General features: G+C 67.6%; 16 protein-coding genes. 9 read left to right on the forward strand and 7 right to left on the reverse strand.

Going from position 1 to position 18951, the window contains the following annotated elements:
* Positions 1 to 68: 68 nt before the first annotated feature.
* From OJF58_RS24325 to OJF58_RS24340, 4 genes are read right to left on the reverse strand one after another with little or no spacing between them, the layout of a single operon-like run.
* On the reverse strand, positions 69 to 2717 hold the full coding sequence (locus OJF58_RS24325) for a bifunctional acetate--CoA ligase family protein/GNAT family N-acetyltransferase (protein ID WP_300780455.1): 2649 nt from the start codon (positions 2715 to 2717) through the stop codon (positions 69 to 71).
* Positions 2718 to 2748: 31 nt separating this feature from the next.
* Entirely contained in the window at positions 2749 to 3633 is an 885-nt protein-coding gene (locus OJF58_RS24330; protein WP_300780456.1) for an EamA family transporter, read from the reverse strand.
* Positions 3634 to 3643: 10 nt separating this feature from the next.
* Complete coding sequence (locus OJF58_RS24335) at positions 3644 to 4372, reverse strand: hypothetical protein (RefSeq protein ID WP_300780457.1); 729 nt, start codon at positions 4370 to 4372, stop codon at positions 3644 to 3646.
* Positions 4373 to 4417: 45 nt separating this feature from the next.
* Positions 4418 to 6178 carry a chloride channel protein gene (locus OJF58_RS24340; RefSeq protein WP_300780458.1) on the reverse strand — a complete coding sequence of 587 codons (1761 nt, stop codon included), beginning with the start codon at positions 6176 to 6178 and terminating at the stop codon, positions 4418 to 4420.
* 155 nt (positions 6179 to 6333) lie between these two features.
* Between OJF58_RS24340 and OJF58_RS24345 the strand changes: the two genes are divergently transcribed.
* Positions 6334 to 6936, forward strand: coding sequence for an aminodeoxychorismate/anthranilate synthase component II (locus tag OJF58_RS24345; RefSeq protein WP_300780459.1), 603 nt, complete (start codon positions 6334 to 6336; stop codon positions 6934 to 6936).
* A gap of 50 nt (positions 6937 to 6986) precedes the next feature.
* On the opposite strand, the gene OJF58_RS24350 is transcribed toward OJF58_RS24345, so the two are convergent.
* Entirely contained in the window at positions 6987 to 7190 is a 204-nt protein-coding gene (locus OJF58_RS24350; protein ID WP_300780460.1) for a heavy metal-associated domain-containing protein, read from the reverse strand.
* A 72-nt stretch (positions 7191 to 7262) separates the two neighbouring features.
* On the opposite strand from OJF58_RS24350, the gene trpD reads away from it, so the two are divergent.
* The 6 genes from trpD to OJF58_RS24380 all read left to right on the forward strand — a co-directional run bounded on the left by trpD (position 7263) and on the right by OJF58_RS24380 (position 12667).
* The gene (gene trpD / locus OJF58_RS24355; RefSeq protein WP_300785391.1) at positions 7263 to 8276 is read left to right on the forward strand and encodes an anthranilate phosphoribosyltransferase; all 1014 of its coding nucleotides are present in this window, start codon (positions 7263 to 7265) and stop codon (positions 8274 to 8276) included.
* A complete protein-coding gene (gene trpC, locus OJF58_RS24360; RefSeq protein ID WP_300780461.1) occupies positions 8273 to 9070 on the forward strand; it encodes an indole-3-glycerol phosphate synthase TrpC in 798 nt (265 codons plus the stop codon). The genes trpD and trpC overlap by 4 nt, the downstream gene beginning before the upstream one ends.
* Complete coding sequence (moaC, locus tag OJF58_RS24365; protein ID WP_300780462.1) at positions 9067 to 9549, forward strand: cyclic pyranopterin monophosphate synthase MoaC; 483 nt, start codon at positions 9067 to 9069, stop codon at positions 9547 to 9549. Before trpC ends, moaC begins: the two co-directional genes overlap by 4 nt.
* A gap of 1 nt (position 9550) precedes the next feature.
* Entirely contained in the window at positions 9551 to 10765 is a 1215-nt protein-coding gene (glp, locus tag OJF58_RS24370; RefSeq protein ID WP_300780463.1) for a gephyrin-like molybdotransferase Glp, read from the forward strand.
* A gap of 108 nt (positions 10766 to 10873) precedes the next feature.
* Positions 10874 to 11623 (forward strand): transcriptional repressor LexA, encoded by a 750-nt coding sequence (lexA, locus tag OJF58_RS24375; RefSeq protein WP_300780464.1) that lies wholly within the window; start codon positions 10874 to 10876, stop codon positions 11621 to 11623.
* 69 nt (positions 11624 to 11692) lie between these two features.
* The gene (locus tag OJF58_RS24380) at positions 11693 to 12667 is read left to right on the forward strand and encodes a LysR family transcriptional regulator (protein ID WP_300785393.1); all 975 of its coding nucleotides are present in this window, start codon (positions 11693 to 11695) and stop codon (positions 12665 to 12667) included.
* On the opposite strand, the gene OJF58_RS24385 is transcribed toward OJF58_RS24380, so the two are convergent.
* Both OJF58_RS24385 and OJF58_RS24390 read right to left on the reverse strand, forming a co-directional pair.
* Complete coding sequence (locus OJF58_RS24385) at positions 12600 to 13706, reverse strand: putative sulfate exporter family transporter (protein ID WP_300780465.1); 1107 nt, start codon at positions 13704 to 13706, stop codon at positions 12600 to 12602. The two genes, OJF58_RS24380 and OJF58_RS24385, sit on opposite strands and share 68 nt — an antisense overlap.
* Positions 13707 to 13822: 116 nt before the next feature.
* Complete coding sequence (locus OJF58_RS24390; RefSeq protein WP_300780466.1) at positions 13823 to 15949, reverse strand: ComEC/Rec2 family competence protein; 2127 nt, start codon at positions 15947 to 15949, stop codon at positions 13823 to 13825.
* Between the two features lie 114 nt (positions 15950 to 16063).
* Between OJF58_RS24390 and gltX the strand changes: the two genes are divergently transcribed.
* Together gltX and gltA are read left to right on the forward strand one after the other, a co-directional pair.
* Complete coding sequence (gene gltX / locus OJF58_RS24395) at positions 16064 to 17464, forward strand: glutamate--tRNA ligase (protein WP_300780467.1); 1401 nt, start codon at positions 16064 to 16066, stop codon at positions 17462 to 17464.
* Positions 17465 to 17648: 184 nt separating this feature from the next.
* On the forward strand, positions 17649 to 18947 hold the full coding sequence (gene gltA, locus OJF58_RS24400; RefSeq protein ID WP_300780468.1) for a citrate synthase: 1299 nt from the start codon (positions 17649 to 17651) through the stop codon (positions 18945 to 18947).
* The last annotated feature ends 4 nt before the right edge of the window (positions 18948 to 18951 follow it).

Here is an 18951-nt window from a genome sequence, read left to right on the forward strand (position 1 = left end):
GTTCGGAGTTAATCCCTTGGCTGGCCGCCACTATTTCGCCTCTTTTCGAGGCAGACGCAAAACAAACGTTACGGTTCGTCCAGCACCTTCACCACGCGGACGTCCGAATTGCCGGCGCGCCCGCCTTCGCGCCTGAAACCAAGCTGCTCGGCGAGTTCGAGCATGCGATGGTTCTCGCGCAGGACATGGCCAATGACACGCTTGATGCCGCGTTTCCGTGCGTAGTCGAGCACGTGACCGAGCAGCAACCCGCCATACCCGTGCCGTTGCCTGTCCGACGCCACGATCAGCGCGAACTCCGCCTGCTCGAAGTCGGGATCGGCGGCGAGCCGCCCAACACCCAGCAGTTCCTTGCCGTCGAGCAGCAGGAACGCCATCTCGCGATCGTAGTCGATCTGGCTCAGGCGCGCTGCCATCTCGTGCGTGAGCTCGCGCAGGGGACCAAAGAACCGCAGCCGGATGTCCTCTGCCGTCAGATGCTTCGTGAAGACGTTCAGCAGCTCTTCGTCCTCGGGCCAGATCGGGCGGATATGCAGGCGCTGGCCGCGATGCTCGATGTCGGTCTCGAGCTCGACCGGATAGGGGCGGATGGCAAAGCGCGCGGCCCGCTCCTGACCCGCCGGCCGGCGCACGACGATGCGCGCATCGAGCGCGATCACGCCCTCGGCATCGACCAGCAGCGGGTTGATGTCGAGCTCGGCAATCTCATCGATATCGGCGATGAGCTGCGACAGCCGCACCATCGCCTCGGCCACCGCGCCGCGCGCCGCCGGCGGCCGGTCGCGGTAGCCGCGCAGCAGGCGGTCGACGCGGGTTCGCGACAGCGCGCTCTCGGCCAGCACCGGATCGAGCGGCGGCAAAGCGAGCGCCTTGTCGTCGATCACCTCGGCCGCCACGCCGCCATGGCCCACCATCAGGATCGGCCCGAACACCGCATCCTCGGCGGCGCCGAGGATCAGCTCGATCGCATCCCGCCGCTTGATCATCGGCTGCACCACGAAGCCGTCGATGCGCGCCTGATTGGCCATAACCAGCGCCTTGCCCGTGATCTCGCGCACGGCATCGAGCACCGTCTGCTCCGAGACGAGGTCGAGCGCCACGCCGCCGACGTCGGACTTGTGCGCGATGTCGCGCGACAGGATCTTGACCGCGACCGGAAAGCCGATGCGCGCCGCCACGGCCGCGGCCTCGGCAGCATCACGGACGATCTCGGTCGGCACGACGGGAATGCCGTAGGCTGCCAGCACGCGCTTGGATTCGGGCTCGGTCAGGAGCTGCCGCCCATCGGCGAGCGCGGCCTCGACGATGGTGCGCACGAGCGCCGTGTCGGCATGGGCTTCGGGAATCGACGGCGGCGTGCGCTGCAGGGCACGCTGGCCCCGGCGATACTCGATGATGTGCATGAAGCCCCGCACGGCCCGAAGCGGCGTGTCGAACGCCGGAATACGGGATTCGTGCAGGACGCGACGGCCGGCGTCCGCGTCCGGGCCGCCGATCCAGCAGCCGATCACCGGCAATACACGCCGGCCGGCCGAGCCTGCCACGGCGCGCGCCACCTCCTCCGACGAGGCGAGCGCCGTCGGCACGTTCATGACCAGCACCGCGCCCACGGCCCGGTCGGCTGCCAGGATGTCGAGAGCCGCCGCGTAGCGGCCGCCATCGGCATCGCCCACGATGTCGACCGGATTGCCGTGCGACCAGATGCGCGGCAGGCGCTTGTCGAGCTCGGCGAGCGTGGCTTGCTGCAGCGTCGCGAGTTCACCCCCCTCGTCCATCAGCAGATCGGTGGCGATGATGCCGGCGCCGCCGCCGTTGGTCAGGATCGCGAGCTGCTCGGTGCGCGGCAGCAGGCCGTGCCCCAGCGTCTCGGCGGCGTCGAACAGCTCGCCGAGGCCGGTTACGCTGACCAGCCCCGCGCGTGCGAAAGCCGCTTCGTAGACCGCCGTCGATCCCGCCATCGCGCCGGTGTGCGAGGCTGCCGCCTGGGCCGCGGCGGCGTGCCGACCGGCCTTGAGCACGATCACTGGCTTGAGCCGCGCCACGCCGCGCGCCGCCGACATGAACTTGCGGGCATGGGTGATGCCTTCGACATACATCAGCACGGCGCGCGTATCGTAGTCGCGCGCGAGCATGTCGAGCACGTCGCCGAAATCGACATCGGCCATGTCGCCCATCGAGAAGAGATGCGAGAAGCCGATGCCTTGCGCCATGCCCCAGTCGACCAGGCCAGCCAGCACGGCGCCCGACTGGGCGATCGCGGCGAGACGCCCGCTCCTCAGCCTGCTTGGACCGAAGCTGCCGTTGAGGCCGATCTTGGGCGCGGCGTAGCCGATGCAGTTGGGCCCGACGATGCGCAGCAGAAAGGGCCTGGCCGTCTCGAGAAGGTGGCGGCGCCAGCGCGCGTTGATCTCCGCGGCGTTCGGGCCGACGCCCGGACCGGCACTGATGATGACCGCCACCCTCGTGCCGTGCCGGCCCAGCTCCTCGATCAGTCCCGGTACGGTTTCCGCCGGCGTCATGATGATGGCGAGGTCGGCCGGCTGCGGGAGCTCCGACAGGCTGCGCCGCACCGGCCGCCCCTCGACCTCGCCGCCCTTGACGTTCACGAAGTGCAGATCGCCCTTGAAGCCTCCCGCCAGCAGGTTGCGCGTCACCGCGGCGCCGACACTGCCGGGCCGGCTGCCCGCACCGATGGCGACGACCGAGCGCGGGGCCATGAGCTGATCGAGGTTGCGCGTCGACACGGCGCTAAAAGAACGCCGGACCGTTCATCAGCACAAGTCCCGAAACGATGACAAGGGCTGCGGCCACACGCCGCCCGCCGAACGGCTCACCCAGCAGCAACGTGCCGATCAGCGTGCCGAACAGGACCGACGTCTCGCGCAACGCCGCCACATGCACCATGGGGCCGGTGGCGAGCCCGTAGATCGCGATGCCGTAGCCGACGCTCGCGATCGCGCCGCCCAGCACACCTCGCCACCAGTTGGCACGCAGATGGATCCACACCTCCGCCGGTCGCCGCGCACATGCCAGCGCCAACAGCCACGGTCCCTCGACCACGCACAGCCAGGCGATGTAGCCGATCTTCTGTCCGAGCTCAGGGCCGGCCGCCCGCACTCCGAGACCGTCGGCCAGGATATAGCCGGCAATGGAGACCCCCGTCAGGACGGCGAAGATCGTCGCGAGCCCATGTCGGCTGCCGGGCCGCGGCGCAGTCAGGCGCACCGGGAAGGCAAGGGCCACCAGACCGCAACTCAGCAGAAGAACCCCCAGCACGTCCTGGCCACGCAAATGCTCGCCGACGAGCTGGCCGGACAGGATCGCGACCAGGAGCGGTCCCAAGCCGCGGGCAATCGGATAGGTATGGCTGAGATCGCCATAAGAATAAGCCTTGAGCAGGAAGGTGTAGTAGGCGAGATGGATCGCCACGGAGAGTGCGATAAACTTCCATGCGGCGGGCTCGATCATGGGCAGGAACGGTACCGCGACGAGACCCATCACGGTGCCGGTGGTCATGATCACCCCGAAGGTCGCCAGCCGGTCGGATCGGTCCGATTTCAGGAGCGCGTTCCAGCTCGCATGCATGAGGGCTGCCGCCAGCAGCAGCCCGACGATCAGCGGGGAGACAACCATTGGCGCGCGGTCACCGCGCCTTGTAGCCCGAGTATTTGACGTTCACCCGCAGGTGCACCGGATTGTCGTCGGTGCGCACGTCCTCGTCGGCGCGAATGAGGGCGGGAAACCAGTTCTCCTCGCCGACCCGTTCACGGCGAATCTCATAGCGCATCGGCGCGATCGGATAGGCGGTCGATCGGCCGCAGCTCCTGAGGACCGCGCTCTTGCCGGGCCACACCCAGACGCGCCCGACGAATCCGTGCAGGGGAGCCTGGTCGTTGCGCGGCAGGAGATCGAACACGCTCGGGCTGTAGTCGCCGATCTGCTGCCGCCCTGAATAGACGGCATCCTTTTCGGCCAGCACATCCGGCGTCAGGGCAAAGGGCGGGGCGCTGACGAAGGTGTCGACGTCCCTTTTTGAAAGCTTGAAGCGGCTGAGCGTGTCGACGGCCGGGTCGGCCGGCTTCGCGACCCGTGCGCCGGTATCGTCGAAACCAACGTCGGCAACCTGGTGGAAATCACCGTCGACGGCACCCTCCTTCACCGTCTGGACACTCACCTCGACCCTGTACGCAAACTTCGCGAAGGCCTTGGCCAAGGTCACCTCCTTGGCGGCAACCGCCTGCGTGAACTCGAATGCACTCATTGGCGCCGGTGCGTCCCGGTCGATCGGTCCCATTCCGTCACTGCAGTGGATCTGGGCGAAAGCCGGCAGCGCCAGCAGCAGGAAGGAGAGGAAGGCGGCGACAGGAATCATGCGGCAACCTTAACGCCGGAGCAGCGGCGAAGTCACCGGATCCCGTCAGACCTTCCGGTCGGCCAGGGAGAACATGTCCCGCTCGCCGAGATCGGCACTGCGGCGGCGCTCGAGTTCCTGATTGTAGCGCCGCAGCGCGTACTGCTCGGACAGGTAGCCCACGATCGAACGGTCGTTCGACGAGGCGAGCACCGGCAGGGTCTCGACCTCCTTGTCCTCGAAGCGCCCCAGGGCGGTCCGGACATTCTCGTAGGGCAGCAGGAAGATGTCGGGGTCGGCCGCCAGATCGCGCGCGTAGAGGGTCTCGAGCTTGTCGTTCTGCTGCGTGTCGTGGACGTCGGCGCTGTCGAGCGCGCCGGTGTAGATGCCCTTGTCCGAGACCACGAAGACGTGCCAGGCCGTGCCGGGGGGAAATTTCTCGCGCAGCTCCTTGAGCGGCGTGTTCTCGGGCACGACCTGGGCGTCGGTGCGCATCAGCCGTCCCACCGAAAGATCGGCCAGCCAGCCGATATCGTGCGGGCTGCGGATGCCGATGCCACGCTGATGGAAGCGCCAGGTGGAGAACGAATAGCCGAAGGTCAGGCGCACGATGGTGGACGAGATCACCACCCCCACCATGACCGCCACCATCATCGCGAAGCTGCCGGTCCCTTCCAGCACCAGGAAGACCATGGTGAGCGGGCCACCGATGATGGCGGCCGCCACCGCCCCCATGCCGACCATCATCAGGGCCGACTGCATGTCGCTGAGCGACGGCACGACGAGCGCGGCGACACCGGCAAAGGAGCCGCCGAACAGGCAGCCCAGGAAGAGCGATGCGCTGAACATGCCGCCGCGAAACCCCGAGCCCAGCGAGACGGCCGACGCCACGAGCTTGGCGATCAGCAGGAGCAGGAATGTCTGCAGCGCCACGTTGCGGTCGAACATGAGCTGGATCGCGCCATGGCCGCTGCCCAGCACCTGCGGCACGATGATCGCGATGGCCGACAGCAGGATGCCGCCGATCGCCGGGCGCAGCCATTGCGGCAGGGGCAGGCGACGCAACGCCCGCTCGGCCCATGTCACCGATTGCATGGCCAGCACGCTGAAGGCGCCGGCGAAGATGCCCAGCAGGGCGAACACGAAGTAGACCCTGAGGTTGAAATGAAAGAACTGCTCGACGCTGAAAATGGGTTCGGGATCGATCAGGGCGCGCTGCGCGAAGGTCCCGGCGATCGCCGCAGCGGCCACCGGCGCCAGCGCCCGCACCGAGTAGGTGCCGAGGATGAGCTCGTAGCCGTAGAAAGCGCCGGCGAACGGCGCGTTGAAGGCGGCGGCAATCGCCGCCGCGGCGCCTGCGCCCACGAAGATGCGCTGGTCGTTGCGGCGCAGGCGGAAATACTGCCCCACCTTGGCGAGGATGCTGGAGCCCATCTGGGTGTATCCGGCCTCCATTCCCACCGAGGCCCCGGCGGCATTCGAGGTGATCGTCGCGATCAGCAGACGGAGGCTGTCGAACATCGACATGATGCCGCCGTGGAGCGCGTTGGCCTCGATCGGGTCGACGATATCCTTGGGCCGAAGCCTGCGCATGATGATCGCCGAGAGCCCGATCACCAGGCCGCCTATGACGGGCACGATGAGGATGCGCAGCGGATCGACGCCGATGCCGGTGCTGAGGGTGCGTCCTTCCGACAGATTGAAGCCGACCAGATGCAGCAGGTCGACCACCCAGCGCAGGCCCGCGACGAGCGCCCCGATCGCCGCCCCGACGATGCCGCACACGAAGATCTGCACGGGCTCGTTCGAGCGAAGGCGGCTCTGCATACGGAAGAACCGACGCGCCTGCCCCACGAAGACGGAGCTGACCCAGTCCGAAAAGCTGCCGGCCGCGTCCCGCGCGGAAGTCAAAACGCTCACAGTCTTCTTTCCTTCAGGCGCCGATTCCGGGAAAATAACCCGAACCCGGCGACAGGTGCCACGTGCTGCTTTTGATCGATAACTACGACAGTTTCACCTACAACCTCGTTCACTTTCTGGGCGATCTTGGGGCGCGTTGCGTCGTCCATCGCAACGATCAGATCACGGTCGAGGCCGGAATGGCACTGGAGCCCGACGGAATCGTGCTCTCGCCCGGTCCGTGCACGCCCAGCGAGGCCGGCATCTGCATGGATCTGGTCAAAGCCGCCGCCCACGCCCAGGTGCCGCTGCTGGGCGTTTGCCTCGGTCATCAGGCGATCGGCCAGGCGTTCGGCGGAAAGGTCGTGCGTGCGCCCGTGCCCATGCACGGCAAGCTGTCGGGCATCGAGCATAAAGGCCAGAGCGTGTTCGAGGACGTGCCCTCGCCGTTCTCCGCGACCCGCTATCACTCGCTGGTGGTGGACCTGGCGAGCCTGCCGCAGGACCTCGAGGTGACGGCCAGGACTGGCGAGGTCATCATGGGGCTGCGGCACAGGACGCTGCCGATCCACGGTGTGCAGTTTCATCCCGAGAGCATCGCCTCGGAGCACGGCCACAAGATCCTGGAGAATTTCCTCAAGATCGCCGGAGAGCACCCGGCGCAGCAAAAGCGGAAGGCCGCCTAGCTCCGGCCAGGCCGCCTCGCCTCCGGCCAAAGAAGTGTAATATCAGCGGGTTAGGAGGCCGCGACCCCGAAGCCCGCGCGCTGGATGGCGCGCGTGATCGCGGCCACGTCCGCCCCTGCCGGCAAGCGCATCTCGCCGCTCTCGAGGTCGACGGAAATCGGCGCAGTGCCAGCGCCGGTCGCGGCCCGGGTGACGGCCTTCACACAGCCGTCGCAATCCATGCCGGTAACCCTGAGGATGAGTTCTTCAGCCATGTGATATAGCTACGCGCCCGCCGGCCGAACCGGCAAGGGGTAAAAGAGCACGGGGTCGAGGTGAGCGGCGATATCGACGATTTTCGCGGTCTTCTGGCGAAAGTGGGCAATGGCCAGACACTGAGCGTGGACGAAGCCGAACGCGCCTTCGACATCATGACCAGCGGCGATGCGACGCCGGCCCAGATGGGCGGCTTCCTGATGGCCCTCAAGGTGCGCGGCGAGACGGCCGAGGAGCTGGCGGGCGGCGCGCGCGTGCTGCGCGCCAAGGTCCAGCGAGTGCGGGCGCCCGGGAGCGCCATCGATATCGTCGGTACCGGCGGCGACCACCATGGAACCTTCAACGTTTCGTCATGCTCCGCGCTGGTAGTCGCCGGCGCCGGCATTCCCGTTGCCAAGCACGGCAACCGCGCCTTCACCTCGAAGTCGGGGGCGGCCGACGTTCTGAATGCTCTCGGCATCAATCTCGATCTGCCGATCGAAACACTCGAGAAAGCGCTGGTCGAGGCCAATATCTGCTTCCTCATGGCGCCACGGCACCACAGCGCAATGCGCAACGTGGCAGGCCCGCGCGCGGAACTGGTCCCTTCCCGCACCATCTTCAATCTGCTGGGGCCGATGTCGAACCCGGCGCTGGTGAAGCGCCAGCTCGTGGGCGTCTTCGACCGCCGCTGGCTGAGGCCGGTGGCCGAGGCGCTCGGACAACTGGGCCTCGAGCGCGCCCTCGTGGTGCATGGCCAGGACGGGATGGACGAACTCACCACCACGACCGCGAGCTGGGCCGCGTCGCTCGAGAACGGCAAGGTGAGCGAGATCGAGATTGCACCCGAGGAGATCGGCGTGGCACGGGCCTCCCTCGCGCAGCTCAAGGGCGGCGATGCCGTTCACAATGCCGAGGAGATCAAGAAAGTGCTGGCCGGTGAACGCAACGCTTTCCGCGATATCGTGTTGTTGAACAGCGCCGCAGCCATCATGGTGGCGGGCAAGGCGAAGGATCTGAAGGAAGGCGCCGCCGTCGCCGCGAATTCGATCGACGAGGGCAAGGCTGCGCAGGCGCTCGCCGCGTTGCAAAGGATCTGTGCATGAGCGACACGCTGGCAAGGATCGTCGACGACAAGCGCCGTCATGTCGCCCTCCAGCGCGAGCGTCGGCCACAAGGCGAGGTCGAGCGCGCGGCCAGGACGACGGACGCGCCGCGCGGCTTTGCCAGGGCATTGAAGGACGCGATCACAGCCGGCCGCTACGGCCTGATCGCCGAGATCAAGAAGGCCTCGCCCAGCAAGGGACTGATCCGACCGGACTTCGATCCGCCATCGCTTGCCCGCGCCTACGAACGCGGCGGGGCCTCGTGCCTCTCGGTGCTGACCGACGAACCCTACTTCCAGGGCAAGGACGAATTTCTTTCCCGGGCGCGCCGGGCCACGAAGCTTCCAGTCCTGCGCAAGGACTTCATGATCGACCCCTATCAGGTATTCGAGGCGCGCGCGCTCGGCGCGGACTGCATTCTGCTGATCATGGCCTGCCTCGACGACCAGCTTGCGGCGGAGCTCGCGCGGCTTGCGCATGTTTGCGGCATGGATGTCCTCGTCGAGGTCCACGACGGAGACGAGCTGGACCGTGCGCTCGGCATCGACAGCGAGCTGATCGGAGTCAACAACCGCAATCTCAAGACGCTTGCCGTCGATCTCGCCGTAACCGAGCGGCTCGCACCCAAGGTACCGAAGGATCGCGTGCTGGTGGCGGAGAGCGGGCTCGGCACGCCGGCCGATCTGGCCCGCATGGCCAGGGTCGGCGCCTCGGCCTTCCTGATCGGCGAAAGCTTCATGCGCAAGCCCGACGTCGAAAGCGCGGTGCGCGAAATCCTGGTGAAGGCGGCATGAGCAGGACGCTCAGCCACTTCGACACGCGCGGCAACGCCCATATGGTCGATGTCGGCGCCAAGGACGAGACCGAGCGCATGGCCATGGCGAAGGCGAGCGTCGTCATGCAGCCCGAGACGCTGGCGCTGATCAAGGACAGGAAGGCAGCCAAAGGCGACGTGCTGGCGGTGGCGCAACTTGCCGGCATCATGGCCGCCAAGCGCACCGCCGAGCTGATCCCGCTTTGCCATCCGCTGGCGCTTTCCGCCGTCGAGGTGAAGCTCTCGCTCGATGCCGGCCGCCATGCGGTCGACATCGAGGCCACGTGCCGGATCAGGGGCCGCACCGGCGTCGAGATGGAGGCGCTGACAGCGGCGTCCGTCGCGGCCCTCACAGTCTACGACATGTGCAAGGCGGTCGATCGCGGCATGGTGATCTCGGAAGTGAAGCTTCTGCACAAGTCCGGCGGCAAGTCGGGAACGTTCGACAGAGACCGATGATATGCTGACCGTTCGCGAAGCCCATGCCCGTGTGATCACCGCCTTCACGCCGCTGCCGGCGGAGCTCGTGTCGGTGGCAGATGCCGCGGGGCGCGTCCTGGCCAATCTACCGGCCGCGCGGCTCACGCAGCCTCCGGCCGATCTCTCTGCCATGGATGGATACGCCGTCCGCGCCGAGGACGTTCCGGCAGTGCCGACCGTTCTCACGCTGGCCGGCCAGGCGCCCGCCGGCGGTTCCCACGATGAAGCGCTGAAGCCCGGCGAGGCTGTCCGCATCTTTACCGGCGCCCCGCTGCCGATGGGAGCGGACTCGATCGTCATCCAGGAGGATACCGAGGCCGACGGCCGGAAGGTCACCATCCTCGAGGCGCCGACACCGGGCCGGCACATCCGCAGGGCCGGCCTCGATTTCAAGGCGGGCGACGTTCCCTTCGCCGCGGGGCGCAGGCTCACTGCGCGCGACGTCGCCCTGCTTGCGGCGATGAACGTGCCCTGGGTCGGCGTCTACCGCAAACCGCGCGTGGCGATCCTCTCGACCGGCGACGAGCTCGTGATGCCGGGCGAGCCGGTGGGCCGCAACCAGATCGTCTCCTCCTCCGGCATCGCGGTCGCCGCCCTGGTACGCGGCTGGGGCGGCGAGCCGAGCCTTTTCGATATTGCCCGCGACGACGCCGTCCTCATCCAGGATCGGATTGCCGCCGGCACCCAGCACGACCTCCTGATCACCCTGGGCGGCGCGTCGGTGGGCGACCACGACCTCGTGCAGGATGCGCTCAAGGCCCAGGGCTTCACGATGGACTTCTGGCGCATCGCCATGCGGCCCGGAAAGCCCCTGATGTTCGCCGGACGAGACAGGGCTCGCGTGCTCGGCCTGCCGGGCAATCCCGTCTCGACGATGGTCTGCGCGCTTCTGTTCCTGAAGCCGGCGCTCGAGCGCATGCTTGGCCGGTCCGGTGATCTTCCAGCCACCCGTCCGGCACGGCTTGCCGTCGATCTTAAGGCCAACGATACGCGGGAGGATTATGTCCGCAGCCGGCTTGACCGGGCCCCGGACGGCGGTCTCAGCGTCGAACCGCACAAGATCCAGGACAGCTCGATGCTTTCGGTGCTGGCGGGCTCCGGGGCCTTCCTCGTCCGACCGCCCCACGATCCGGCGCGAAAGGCCGGCGATACCGTCCAGGTCATTGATCTCGGCACCCTCGACGGCGGCTATTGATCCCCAGTTTCCTCTGGAAAACTTGACCTGATCCGGGAACTAAACTAGAACATGTAGCGGGTTTCAGGATTTGTTCCGAAATCTGGTAGTTGGTTTGGGGAGAAGTCGGTGCTGACCCGCAAGCAAAGCGAACTGCTGCTGTTCATCAACAAGCGTCTGAACGACGCCGGCGTATCGCCTTCGTTCGATGAAATGAAGGAGGCGCTGCGATTGAAGTCGAAATCGGGCATCCATCGGCTGATCACCGGCCTGGAGGAGCGCGGCTTCCTGCGTCGACTGCCTCATCGGGCGCGGGCGCTGCAGGTCCTCAAGCTTCCCGATGCGGCCGGATTGCCGGCCCCCAACGTCACGCCCCTCCTCGTCGAGGCGCGCCGTTCCGGCATGGCCGAGCCGCGCGAAGGCTTCGTGCCGCAGGTCGTTCGCGGCGAGCGCGCGCCGCTTGCCGGCGCCTTCCAGGTGGCGAACGAGGCGCATGCCCTCAGCCTGCCGCTGTACGGCCGGATTGCGGCCGGCACGCCCATCGAGGCGCTGCGCGACAACTCCACGACCATCGACGTGCCGGTGTCCCTGCTTGCCTCCGGCGCCCACTACTGCCTCGAGGTGCAGGGCGACTCGATGATCGAGGCCGGCATCCAGGACGGCGACATCGTGATCATCAAGAGCGCCGATACGGCCGAGACGGGCGACATTGTCGTCGCACTGATCGATGATGCCGAGGCAACATTGAAACGGCTGCGCAAGAAAGGCGCCTCGATCGCGCTCGAGCCCGCCAATGCCGCTTACGAGACCCGAATCTTCGGGCCCGACCGGGTGAAGATCCAGGGCCGGCTGGCGGGACTCTATCGCCGCTACCACTGATCTTCGACGCCGGCGGCACGTTCGGATGGCGAGTCGCATGCGCCGGGATCGGAGGCTATCGTGCCGCGCATGACGCTGGAGCAGCTTCGCGTTTTCGTGGCGGTGGCCGAGCGCCAGCATATGACGCGCGCCGCCGAGTCGCTGCATCTGGCGCAATCGGCGGTGAGCGCAGCGGTCGCCGCACTGGAGGCGCGCCACGGCGCCAAGCTCTTCCATCGCGTCGGACGAGGCATCGAGCTCACCGAGGCGGGCGTGCTCTTCCTGAACGAGGCCCGCGCCGTTCTCGCGCGGGCCGAGGCGGCCGAGCTCGTCCTGTCCGAGCTCGGCGGCCTGCAGCGCGGCACCCTCGCCATTCACGCCAGCAAGACGATTGCCAGCTATTGGCTCCCGAGGCACCTCGTCGCCTTTCGGCGCGCTCATCCCGCCATCGATCTGCGGCTGAGCGTCGGCAACACGGCGCAGGTGGCGGCCGCCGTCCATGAAGGCCTTGCCGAAATCGGCTTCGTCGAGGGCGCCATCGATGATCCAATGCTGATCGCGACCGAGGTGGCGCGCGATCAGCTCGTCGTCGTGGTCGGCGGGGACCATCCCTGGTCCAGGGCCGACCGGATCGAGCTCGCCGAGCTCGTCGGAACCGAATGGGTGCTGCGCGAACCAGGCTCGGGGACCCGCTCGGAATTCGAGACGGCGCTCGAAGCGGCGGGCGTCTCGCTGGATCAGGTCAAGGTCGCCCTGGAGCTGCCCAGCAACGAAGCCATTCGCGCCGCCGTGGAGGCCGGCCTCGGTGCGACAGCCATCTCCGCCTCGGTCGCGGCCCCCAGCCTGGAGGCCGGTCTCCTCCATCGGGTCAAGGTCGCGCTGCCGGAACGGGCATTCCATGCCGTCCAGCATTCCGAACGGCACCGGAGCATCGCCGTGGACAGGCTGCTCGAGATCATGGGGGTGCCGCCCGCGGCTGGCCAGCCGGCCGGCCGGCTCAGGCAATACCGATCAGATGGATCAGGCCGAAGCTCATCGCGCCGAGCACGACCAGCGACAGCGTGACCACCGCCGTCACCCGCCCGCCCGCCTGCGCGACGCTACGCAGGTCGGTCGAGAGGCCGAGGGCCGCCATGGCGATGATGGTGAACCAGTTCGCGAGCGCCGCGGCCGGCGCCAGTGCGAATTGCGGCAGAAGTCCCAGCGAGCGCAGAAGGGCCAGCAGCAGGAAGCCGATGATGAACCACGGCACGAGCTTGTGCAGACCGGGCCTGCCCTTCTTCGGCCGATCGCCCGCCGTGACATGCGGCGGCGCCACGTCCGCCTGATCGCGCAGACGGCGGGTCAGCAGGGTCAGCAGCAGCACGACCGGCCCCAGCATCAAGACGCGCACCAGCTTCACCAACGTGCCGATCTGGACGGCGATCGTCCCGATCGGCGCAGTGGCGGCCAGCACCTGCGGTACGGCGTAGACGGTCAGCCCGGCCAGCACGCCGTATTGCAGGTGACTCATGTCGGCGACCGCCGGCAGGAACGGCAGCCCCAGCACCACGGCCACGCCCAGGACCGCCGTGAAGGCAATCGAGGCCGCGACATCCTCGCCGCTGGCGCCGATCACGGGCGCCACGGCCGCGATCGCGGAATTGCCGCAGATCGAGTTGCCGCAGGCGACCAGGACGGCCAGTCGATGGCGCAGCCCGAGCACCCTGCCGATCCCGTAGCTCGCCATGATCGAGACGACGACGATGGCGGCGATGCCGGCCAGCAATGCCGGCCCAGTCGCCATGAGGGTGGCGGCACTGAGCGAGGCGCCGAGCAGGACCACGGCCACCTCGAGCAGCGTCTTGGCGCAAAAGGAGATGCCGGCAAAGGCGCGCTGGCTCGGCGTCCAGACCGTCCGCACGATCGTGCCGACCAGGATCGCCAGCACCAACGCCTCGATCCACGCTCGTCCGAACAGGCGGGCCTCAACCTCCTCGAGCACGATGGCCACCACGGTAACCGCACCGCACAGGACGAGGCCGGGCAGCAAACGGACCGCCAGACCGGCGGGACGTTCCTGCGGGACGGCAGAGGCATTGGAGGGCGCGGCGCGTGTTACCATTTCATTCTCGAGCAGGATTTACTCCCTAGCATCACCGGCGCGCGCAGATCCTTCCAATTCAATCGCATGTTCATATCGATCTGTCTTTTGGATCGATCCGCATCGCGAACATGGATTTAAGCACCCGGAGCCTTGATCGCCGCTCGACGGCTGGGACTGTTCGGGACCCACGGCCGGTCGCCGCGTGCCGCATTCGAGGTAAGCCGCCGCACGCCACTGTCGTCCAGCCACAAAGCCTGCGCGCCGCTGCGCCAGGCGTCCCGCCGATCGATCACCAGGCGCGGACCGCGGCACCGGCCGTGCGCGTCCACGGTCGACAGCACGATGTCGGCATTGGCGCAGGCTTCGACGAGACGGTCCCTGTCACTCACCAGGGCGACACGCCACGGCCCTTTTTGCCAGCGGCAAAGGCCGGACGCGCAGCCGAGGCCCAGCGCCCGTTCCTCGGCGCTCGCCGTCCATTTGCGCGCGCCGTCCTGACCGCCGCGGCGTGCCCAGGTGTCGGTGACGAAGCGGTTGCTCCGCTGCGAGGCGATCTTGAGCACGCCATGGCCATCGTGCAGGCCCAGCACGCGTCCGTCCTCGCTCATCAGCAGGTCGGGCGCCGGCCCGGAGTCCAGCATCAGCGCGACGGCGATCACCGGCAGGCCTGCCAGCCGCCAGGGACGGCGCCAGAGGCAGAGCCACAGCCCGCCCAGCGTCAGCAGCCACAGGCTGGCGCCGGGCAGCGAAGGGACCAGCATTGCCGCCTGCGGCCAGGCGGCGACGTGATCCGCGATGGCGTCCAGTCCCACGATCCCCCATCCCATCGGTATCAAGGCCAACTTCTCCAGGCCCAATGGCATCAGCAGCATGGCAAGAAGGCCCCAGGGCATGATCCAGAAGCCGGTCAAGGGGACACCCAGCAGGTTCGCCGCCACTCCGAGGAAGGACAGGCGATTGAAGTGATAGGCGGCAAAGGCCCCAGTCGCGACCGAGGCCACGAGCGTCGTGGCCACACTCGCGCCGAAGCCCGCGATCAGGCGCCACAGCCAGCGTTGGCTGGCACCCTCGATCCGCTCGTGCCAGCGCCGCCGCCAGCCTCCGGCGGCCTCCCAGGCAGCGATCAGGGCGACGACGGCCGCGAACGACATCTGGAACGAAGCGCCGGTCAAGGCATCCGGCGCTGCGGCGAGCACGACGATCGCCGACCAGGCCACCAGCCGCAACGACAACGCGGTGCGATCGAGCAGGATCGCAAGCAGCGCCAAGGCCGCCATGGCGCAAGCCCGCTGTGCCGGCACCGGGGCGCCGGCGAGCGCGGTGTAGAACAGAGCCGCCGAGAGTGCCACGACGGCAGCAATTTTCTTGGCGTCGACACGCAGCGCGAGCGGCGGCACGAGGGCGACGCCGTAGCGCACCAAGCCCATCACCAGCGCGACCACGAAGACGATATGCAGGCCGGAGATCGAGAGGATGTGGGCCAGCCCCGAATCGCGCATGGCCTGGTTGACCTCGCGCGTAACCGCCGTCTGCTCGCCGGTCAGCAAGGCGGCCGCGACGCCCCCTTCCGGACCCGGCAGGGCCTGCAGGACGCGTGCCGTGATGTCGGCCCGCAGGGCGTCGATGGAGCGCACGATGCCGCTGGGCTCGCCATGTTCGAGCACCACTGCCGGTGCCAGCGCGTAGCCGACGGCGCCGATCTGCTGGAACCACGCGACGCGCTGAAAATCGAACGCGCCGGGCGTCGCTGGCCCTGCTGGCGGCGAGAGGTTGGCGAGGACCAGCAACCGATCGCCCACGCCGAGCGGCGGGGCGCCGCGGCCCAGCGACACCCGAACGCGGACAGGCGTCATCTCCGGCGCCGGCGCGCCGCGGCCTTTCAGCCGCACGGCCTCGAGGACGACACGCGCGCTTTCGGGCAGACGCTGCACGTCGGCGATCCGGCCTTCGACGTTGATGCTGAACAGCGGTCGGCCGAGCACCGGCGCCGCAAGATCGGCCGTGTGCCAGGTCGCGAGACCGAAGCCGGCCGACGCCGCGACGAGCCCGGTGCACAGCGCGCGGATTGCCGTCCCGACGGGCGCGAGGAAGGTTGCAGCAAGGCCGGCGACGGCCAGCGCCGGGCCCAGCCACATCGGCGGCTCGCTCGGCAAGGCGAAGTAGATCGCAATGCCGAGGCCCATGGCCACGGGCAGCCACAGCATCCAGCGGCCGCGCTCGGCGTCCAGTTGCCGCAAAATCCAGGTGCGTGCCCCCGACACGCGCTCCCCCTTCTCGATGGTCTATCTGTCGCGGTTTGACAGACATAGTACACCCGCCTACCTACGGCGCGCTTTTTCGGCCCAAACGTGGCAATCCCGCACCCTCTCCGCACCATGACCGTCGTCACCCGCTTCGCCCCCTCACCGACCGGCTTTCTGCATATCGGCGGCGCTCGCACGGCGCTCTTCAACTGGCTGTTCGCCCGCCATCACGGCGGCAACTATCTGCTGCGCATCGAGGATACCGATCGGGCGCGCTCGACCCAGTCCGCCATCGACGCGATTCTCGACGGCCTCTCCTGGCTCGGCCTGAACTGGGACGGCGAGGTCACCTACCAGTTCGCGCGCGCGGCCCGTCATGCCGAGGTGGCTCGCCAGATGCTGGCGGAGGGCAAGGCCTATCACTGCTATGCCTCGCCCCAGGAACTCGACGAGATGCGCGCTGCGCAACGCAAGGCCGGCGTACCGATGCGCTACGACGGGCGCTGGCGCGATCGCGATCCCAGCGACGCGCCGCCGGGCGTGGCGCCGGTCATCCGGCTCAAGGCACCGCAAAGCGGGAAGACGGTTATCCAGGATGCGGTCCAGGGCGAGGTTGCCGTCGAGAATGCCCAGCTCGACGACATGATCCTGTTGCGCGCCGACGGCACGCCGACCTACATGCTGGCCGTCGTGGTCGACGACCAGGACATGGGCGTCACGCACGTGATCCGCGGCGACGACCATCTGAACAACGCCTTCCGCCAGCTCCAGATCATCCGGGCGATGGGCTGGCCGGAGCCGGTCTATGCGCATATCCCGCTGATCCACGGCGCCGACGGCGCCAAGCTCAGCAAGCGCCACGGCGCCTTGGGGGTCGATGCCTACCGCGACATGGGCTTCCTTCCGGCGGCGCTGCGCAACTATTTGCTGCGGCTCGGCTGGGGGCACGGCGACGACGAGATCATCTCGACCGAGCAGGCGATCGAATGGTTCGATCTCGCTGGCGTCGGGCGCTCGCCCTCGCGCTTCGACACCGTCAAGCTCACCAATCTCAACGCCCACTATCTGCGCGCCGCCCCGGACCCGGAGCTGCTGCCCCTCGTCCTTCCCCGGATCGAGGCCAAGGTCGGCGCCATCGATGCCGCAGGCCGGCAACGGATCGAGCGCGGCCTCGACGGCGTGAAGCAACGCTCGCGTACTTTGGTGGAACTCGCAGACAATCTCGTCTTCTATGCCCGCGGCGGTGCTCCGACGATCGCCGACGACAAGGCGCGGAGCCTGCTGACGGCCGACGCCAAGGCGTTGCTGGGCAAGCTTGCGGGCGCGCTCGAGGCAGAGAAGGATTGGCGCGAAAGACCGATGGAAGAGGCCGTCCGCCGCTTCGCCGACAGCCAGGGCGTCAAGCTCGGCCAGGTGGCCCAGCCGTTGCGCGTGGCGCTCACCGGCTCGACCGTCTCGCCCGGCATCTTCGAGGTCCTGTCGGTGCTCGGCCCCGACGAGACTGGCCTCAGGTTGCGAGCTGCCAGCGGATAGAGGACGTGGGCAACCTCGTTGCCGCGCGCAGTCCGTTGATTGTTCCGATCATGCTGGTTGCCGACGGGTGCGTCACCGACATGCCATGGCCCGCGAAATAGCGGCCTGCGGCCACAATTGCGCCCTCGGGGGCGGCTTGTTAGGGTGCCGCCGAACTCGCAAATCGAGCCCGAAAGAGTATGAAATGGCCAAATCGACCGCGACGCTGACCGACAACGAAACCGGCAAGTCCTACGAATTCCCGATCATCCACGGCACGATCGGGCCGCGCCTGATCGATATCCGCAAGCTCTATGGCCAGTCCGGCATGTTCACTTACGATCCGGGCTTCACCTCGACCGGCTCGTGCGGGTCCAAGATCACCTATATCGACGGCGACGAAGGCATCCTGCTCTATCGCGGCTACAACATCGCCGAGCTCGCCGAACAGAGCGACTTCATGGAAGTCTGCTATCTCCTGATGAAGGGCGATCTGCCGACCAAGGCCCAGAAGGAGAAGTTCGTCAAGGACATCACGAACCACACGATGGTTCACGAGCAGATCAGCACCTTCTATCGCGGCTTCCGCCGCGACGCCCATCCGATGGCGGTGTGCTGCGGCGTCGTGGGCGCGCTGTCGGCCTTCTATCACGATTCGCTCGACATCAACGATCCGCGACAGCGCATGATCGCCTCCTATCGCCTGGTAGCCAAGATGCCGACGATCGCGGCGATGGCCTACAAGTACTCCATTGGCCAGCCCTTCGTTTATCCGCGCAACGATCTCTCCTATTCCGCCAACTTCCTGCGCATGTTGTTCTCGGTGCCGGCGGAGGAGTACGAGGTCAACCCCGTGCTCGAAAAGGCGATGGACCGCATCCTGATGCTGCATGCCGATCACGAGCAGAACGCCTCGACCTCGACCGTGCGGCTGGCGGGCTCGTCCGGCGCCAACCCGTTCGCGTGCATCGCCGCCGGCATCGCCTCGCTGTGGGGCCCGAGCCACGGCGGCGCCAACGAGGCGGTGATCAACATGCTGCACGAGATCGGCGGCAAGCAGAACATTCCGGGCTTCCTGTCGCGCGTGAAGGACAAGCAGGACCATACCCGGCTGATGGGCTTCGGCCACCGCGTCTACAAGAACTACGATCCGCGCGCCAAGGTGATGCGCCAGACCTGCCACGAGGTGCTGACCTCGCTCGGCATCGAGCACGATCCGCTGCTCGAGCTGGCCATGGAGATGGAGCAGATCGCACTGAAGGACGATTACTTCATCTCCAAGAAGCTCTACCCCAACGTCGACTTCTACTCGGGCATCATCTTCCGGGCGATCGGCATCCCGACCTCGATGTTCACCGTGCTGTTCGCGGTGGCCCGCACCGTCGGCTGGATCTCGCAGTGGAACGAAATGATCGAGGATCCGGACCAGAAGATCGGGCGTCCGCGTCAGCTCTACAATGGTCAGACCGAGCGGCCCTACAAGCCCCTGCACATGCGGGGCTGAGCCG

It is taken from the genome of Enhydrobacter sp. (assembly GCF_030246845.1).
GTDB lineage: Bacteria > Pseudomonadota > Alphaproteobacteria > Reyranellales > Reyranellaceae > Reyranella.

Excerpts from the sequence above, each read along its gene's own strand:
- OJF58_RS24335 (WP_300780457.1), bottom strand. The coding sequence starts at position 4,372 with ATGATTCCTGTCGCCGCCTTCCTCTCCTTCCTGCTGCTGGCGCTGCCG.
- OJF58_RS24385 (WP_300780465.1), bottom strand. The coding sequence starts at position 13,706 with ATGGTAACACGCGCCGCGCCCTCCAATGCCTCTGCCGTCCCGCAGGAA.
- gltX (WP_300780467.1), top strand. The coding sequence starts at position 16,064 with ATGACCGTCGTCACCCGCTTCGCCCCCTCACCGACCGGCTTTCTGCAT.
- OJF58_RS24330 (WP_300780456.1), bottom strand. The coding sequence starts at position 3,633 with ATGGTTGTCTCCCCGCTGATCGTCGGGCTGCTGCTGGCGGCAGCCCTC.
- gltA (WP_300780468.1), top strand. The coding sequence starts at position 17,649 with ATGGCCAAATCGACCGCGACGCTGACCGACAACGAAACCGGCAAGTCC.
- OJF58_RS24325 (WP_300780455.1), bottom strand. The coding sequence starts at position 2,717 with ATGGCCCCGCGCTCGGTCGTCGCCATCGGTGCGGGCAGCCGGCCCGGC.
- moaC (WP_300780462.1), top strand. The coding sequence starts at position 9,067 with ATGAGCAGGACGCTCAGCCACTTCGACACGCGCGGCAACGCCCATATG.
- OJF58_RS24350 (WP_300780460.1), bottom strand. The coding sequence starts at position 7,190 with ATGGCTGAAGAACTCATCCTCAGGGTTACCGGCATGGATTGCGACGGC.
- OJF58_RS24380 (WP_300785393.1), top strand. The coding sequence starts at position 11,693 with ATGACGCTGGAGCAGCTTCGCGTTTTCGTGGCGGTGGCCGAGCGCCAG.
- OJF58_RS24340 (WP_300780458.1), bottom strand. The coding sequence starts at position 6,178 with ATGCAGAGCCGCCTTCGCTCGAACGAGCCCGTGCAGATCTTCGTGTGC.
- trpC (WP_300780461.1), top strand. The coding sequence starts at position 8,273 with ATGAGCGACACGCTGGCAAGGATCGTCGACGACAAGCGCCGTCATGTC.
- glp (WP_300780463.1), top strand. The coding sequence starts at position 9,551 with ATGCTGACCGTTCGCGAAGCCCATGCCCGTGTGATCACCGCCTTCACG.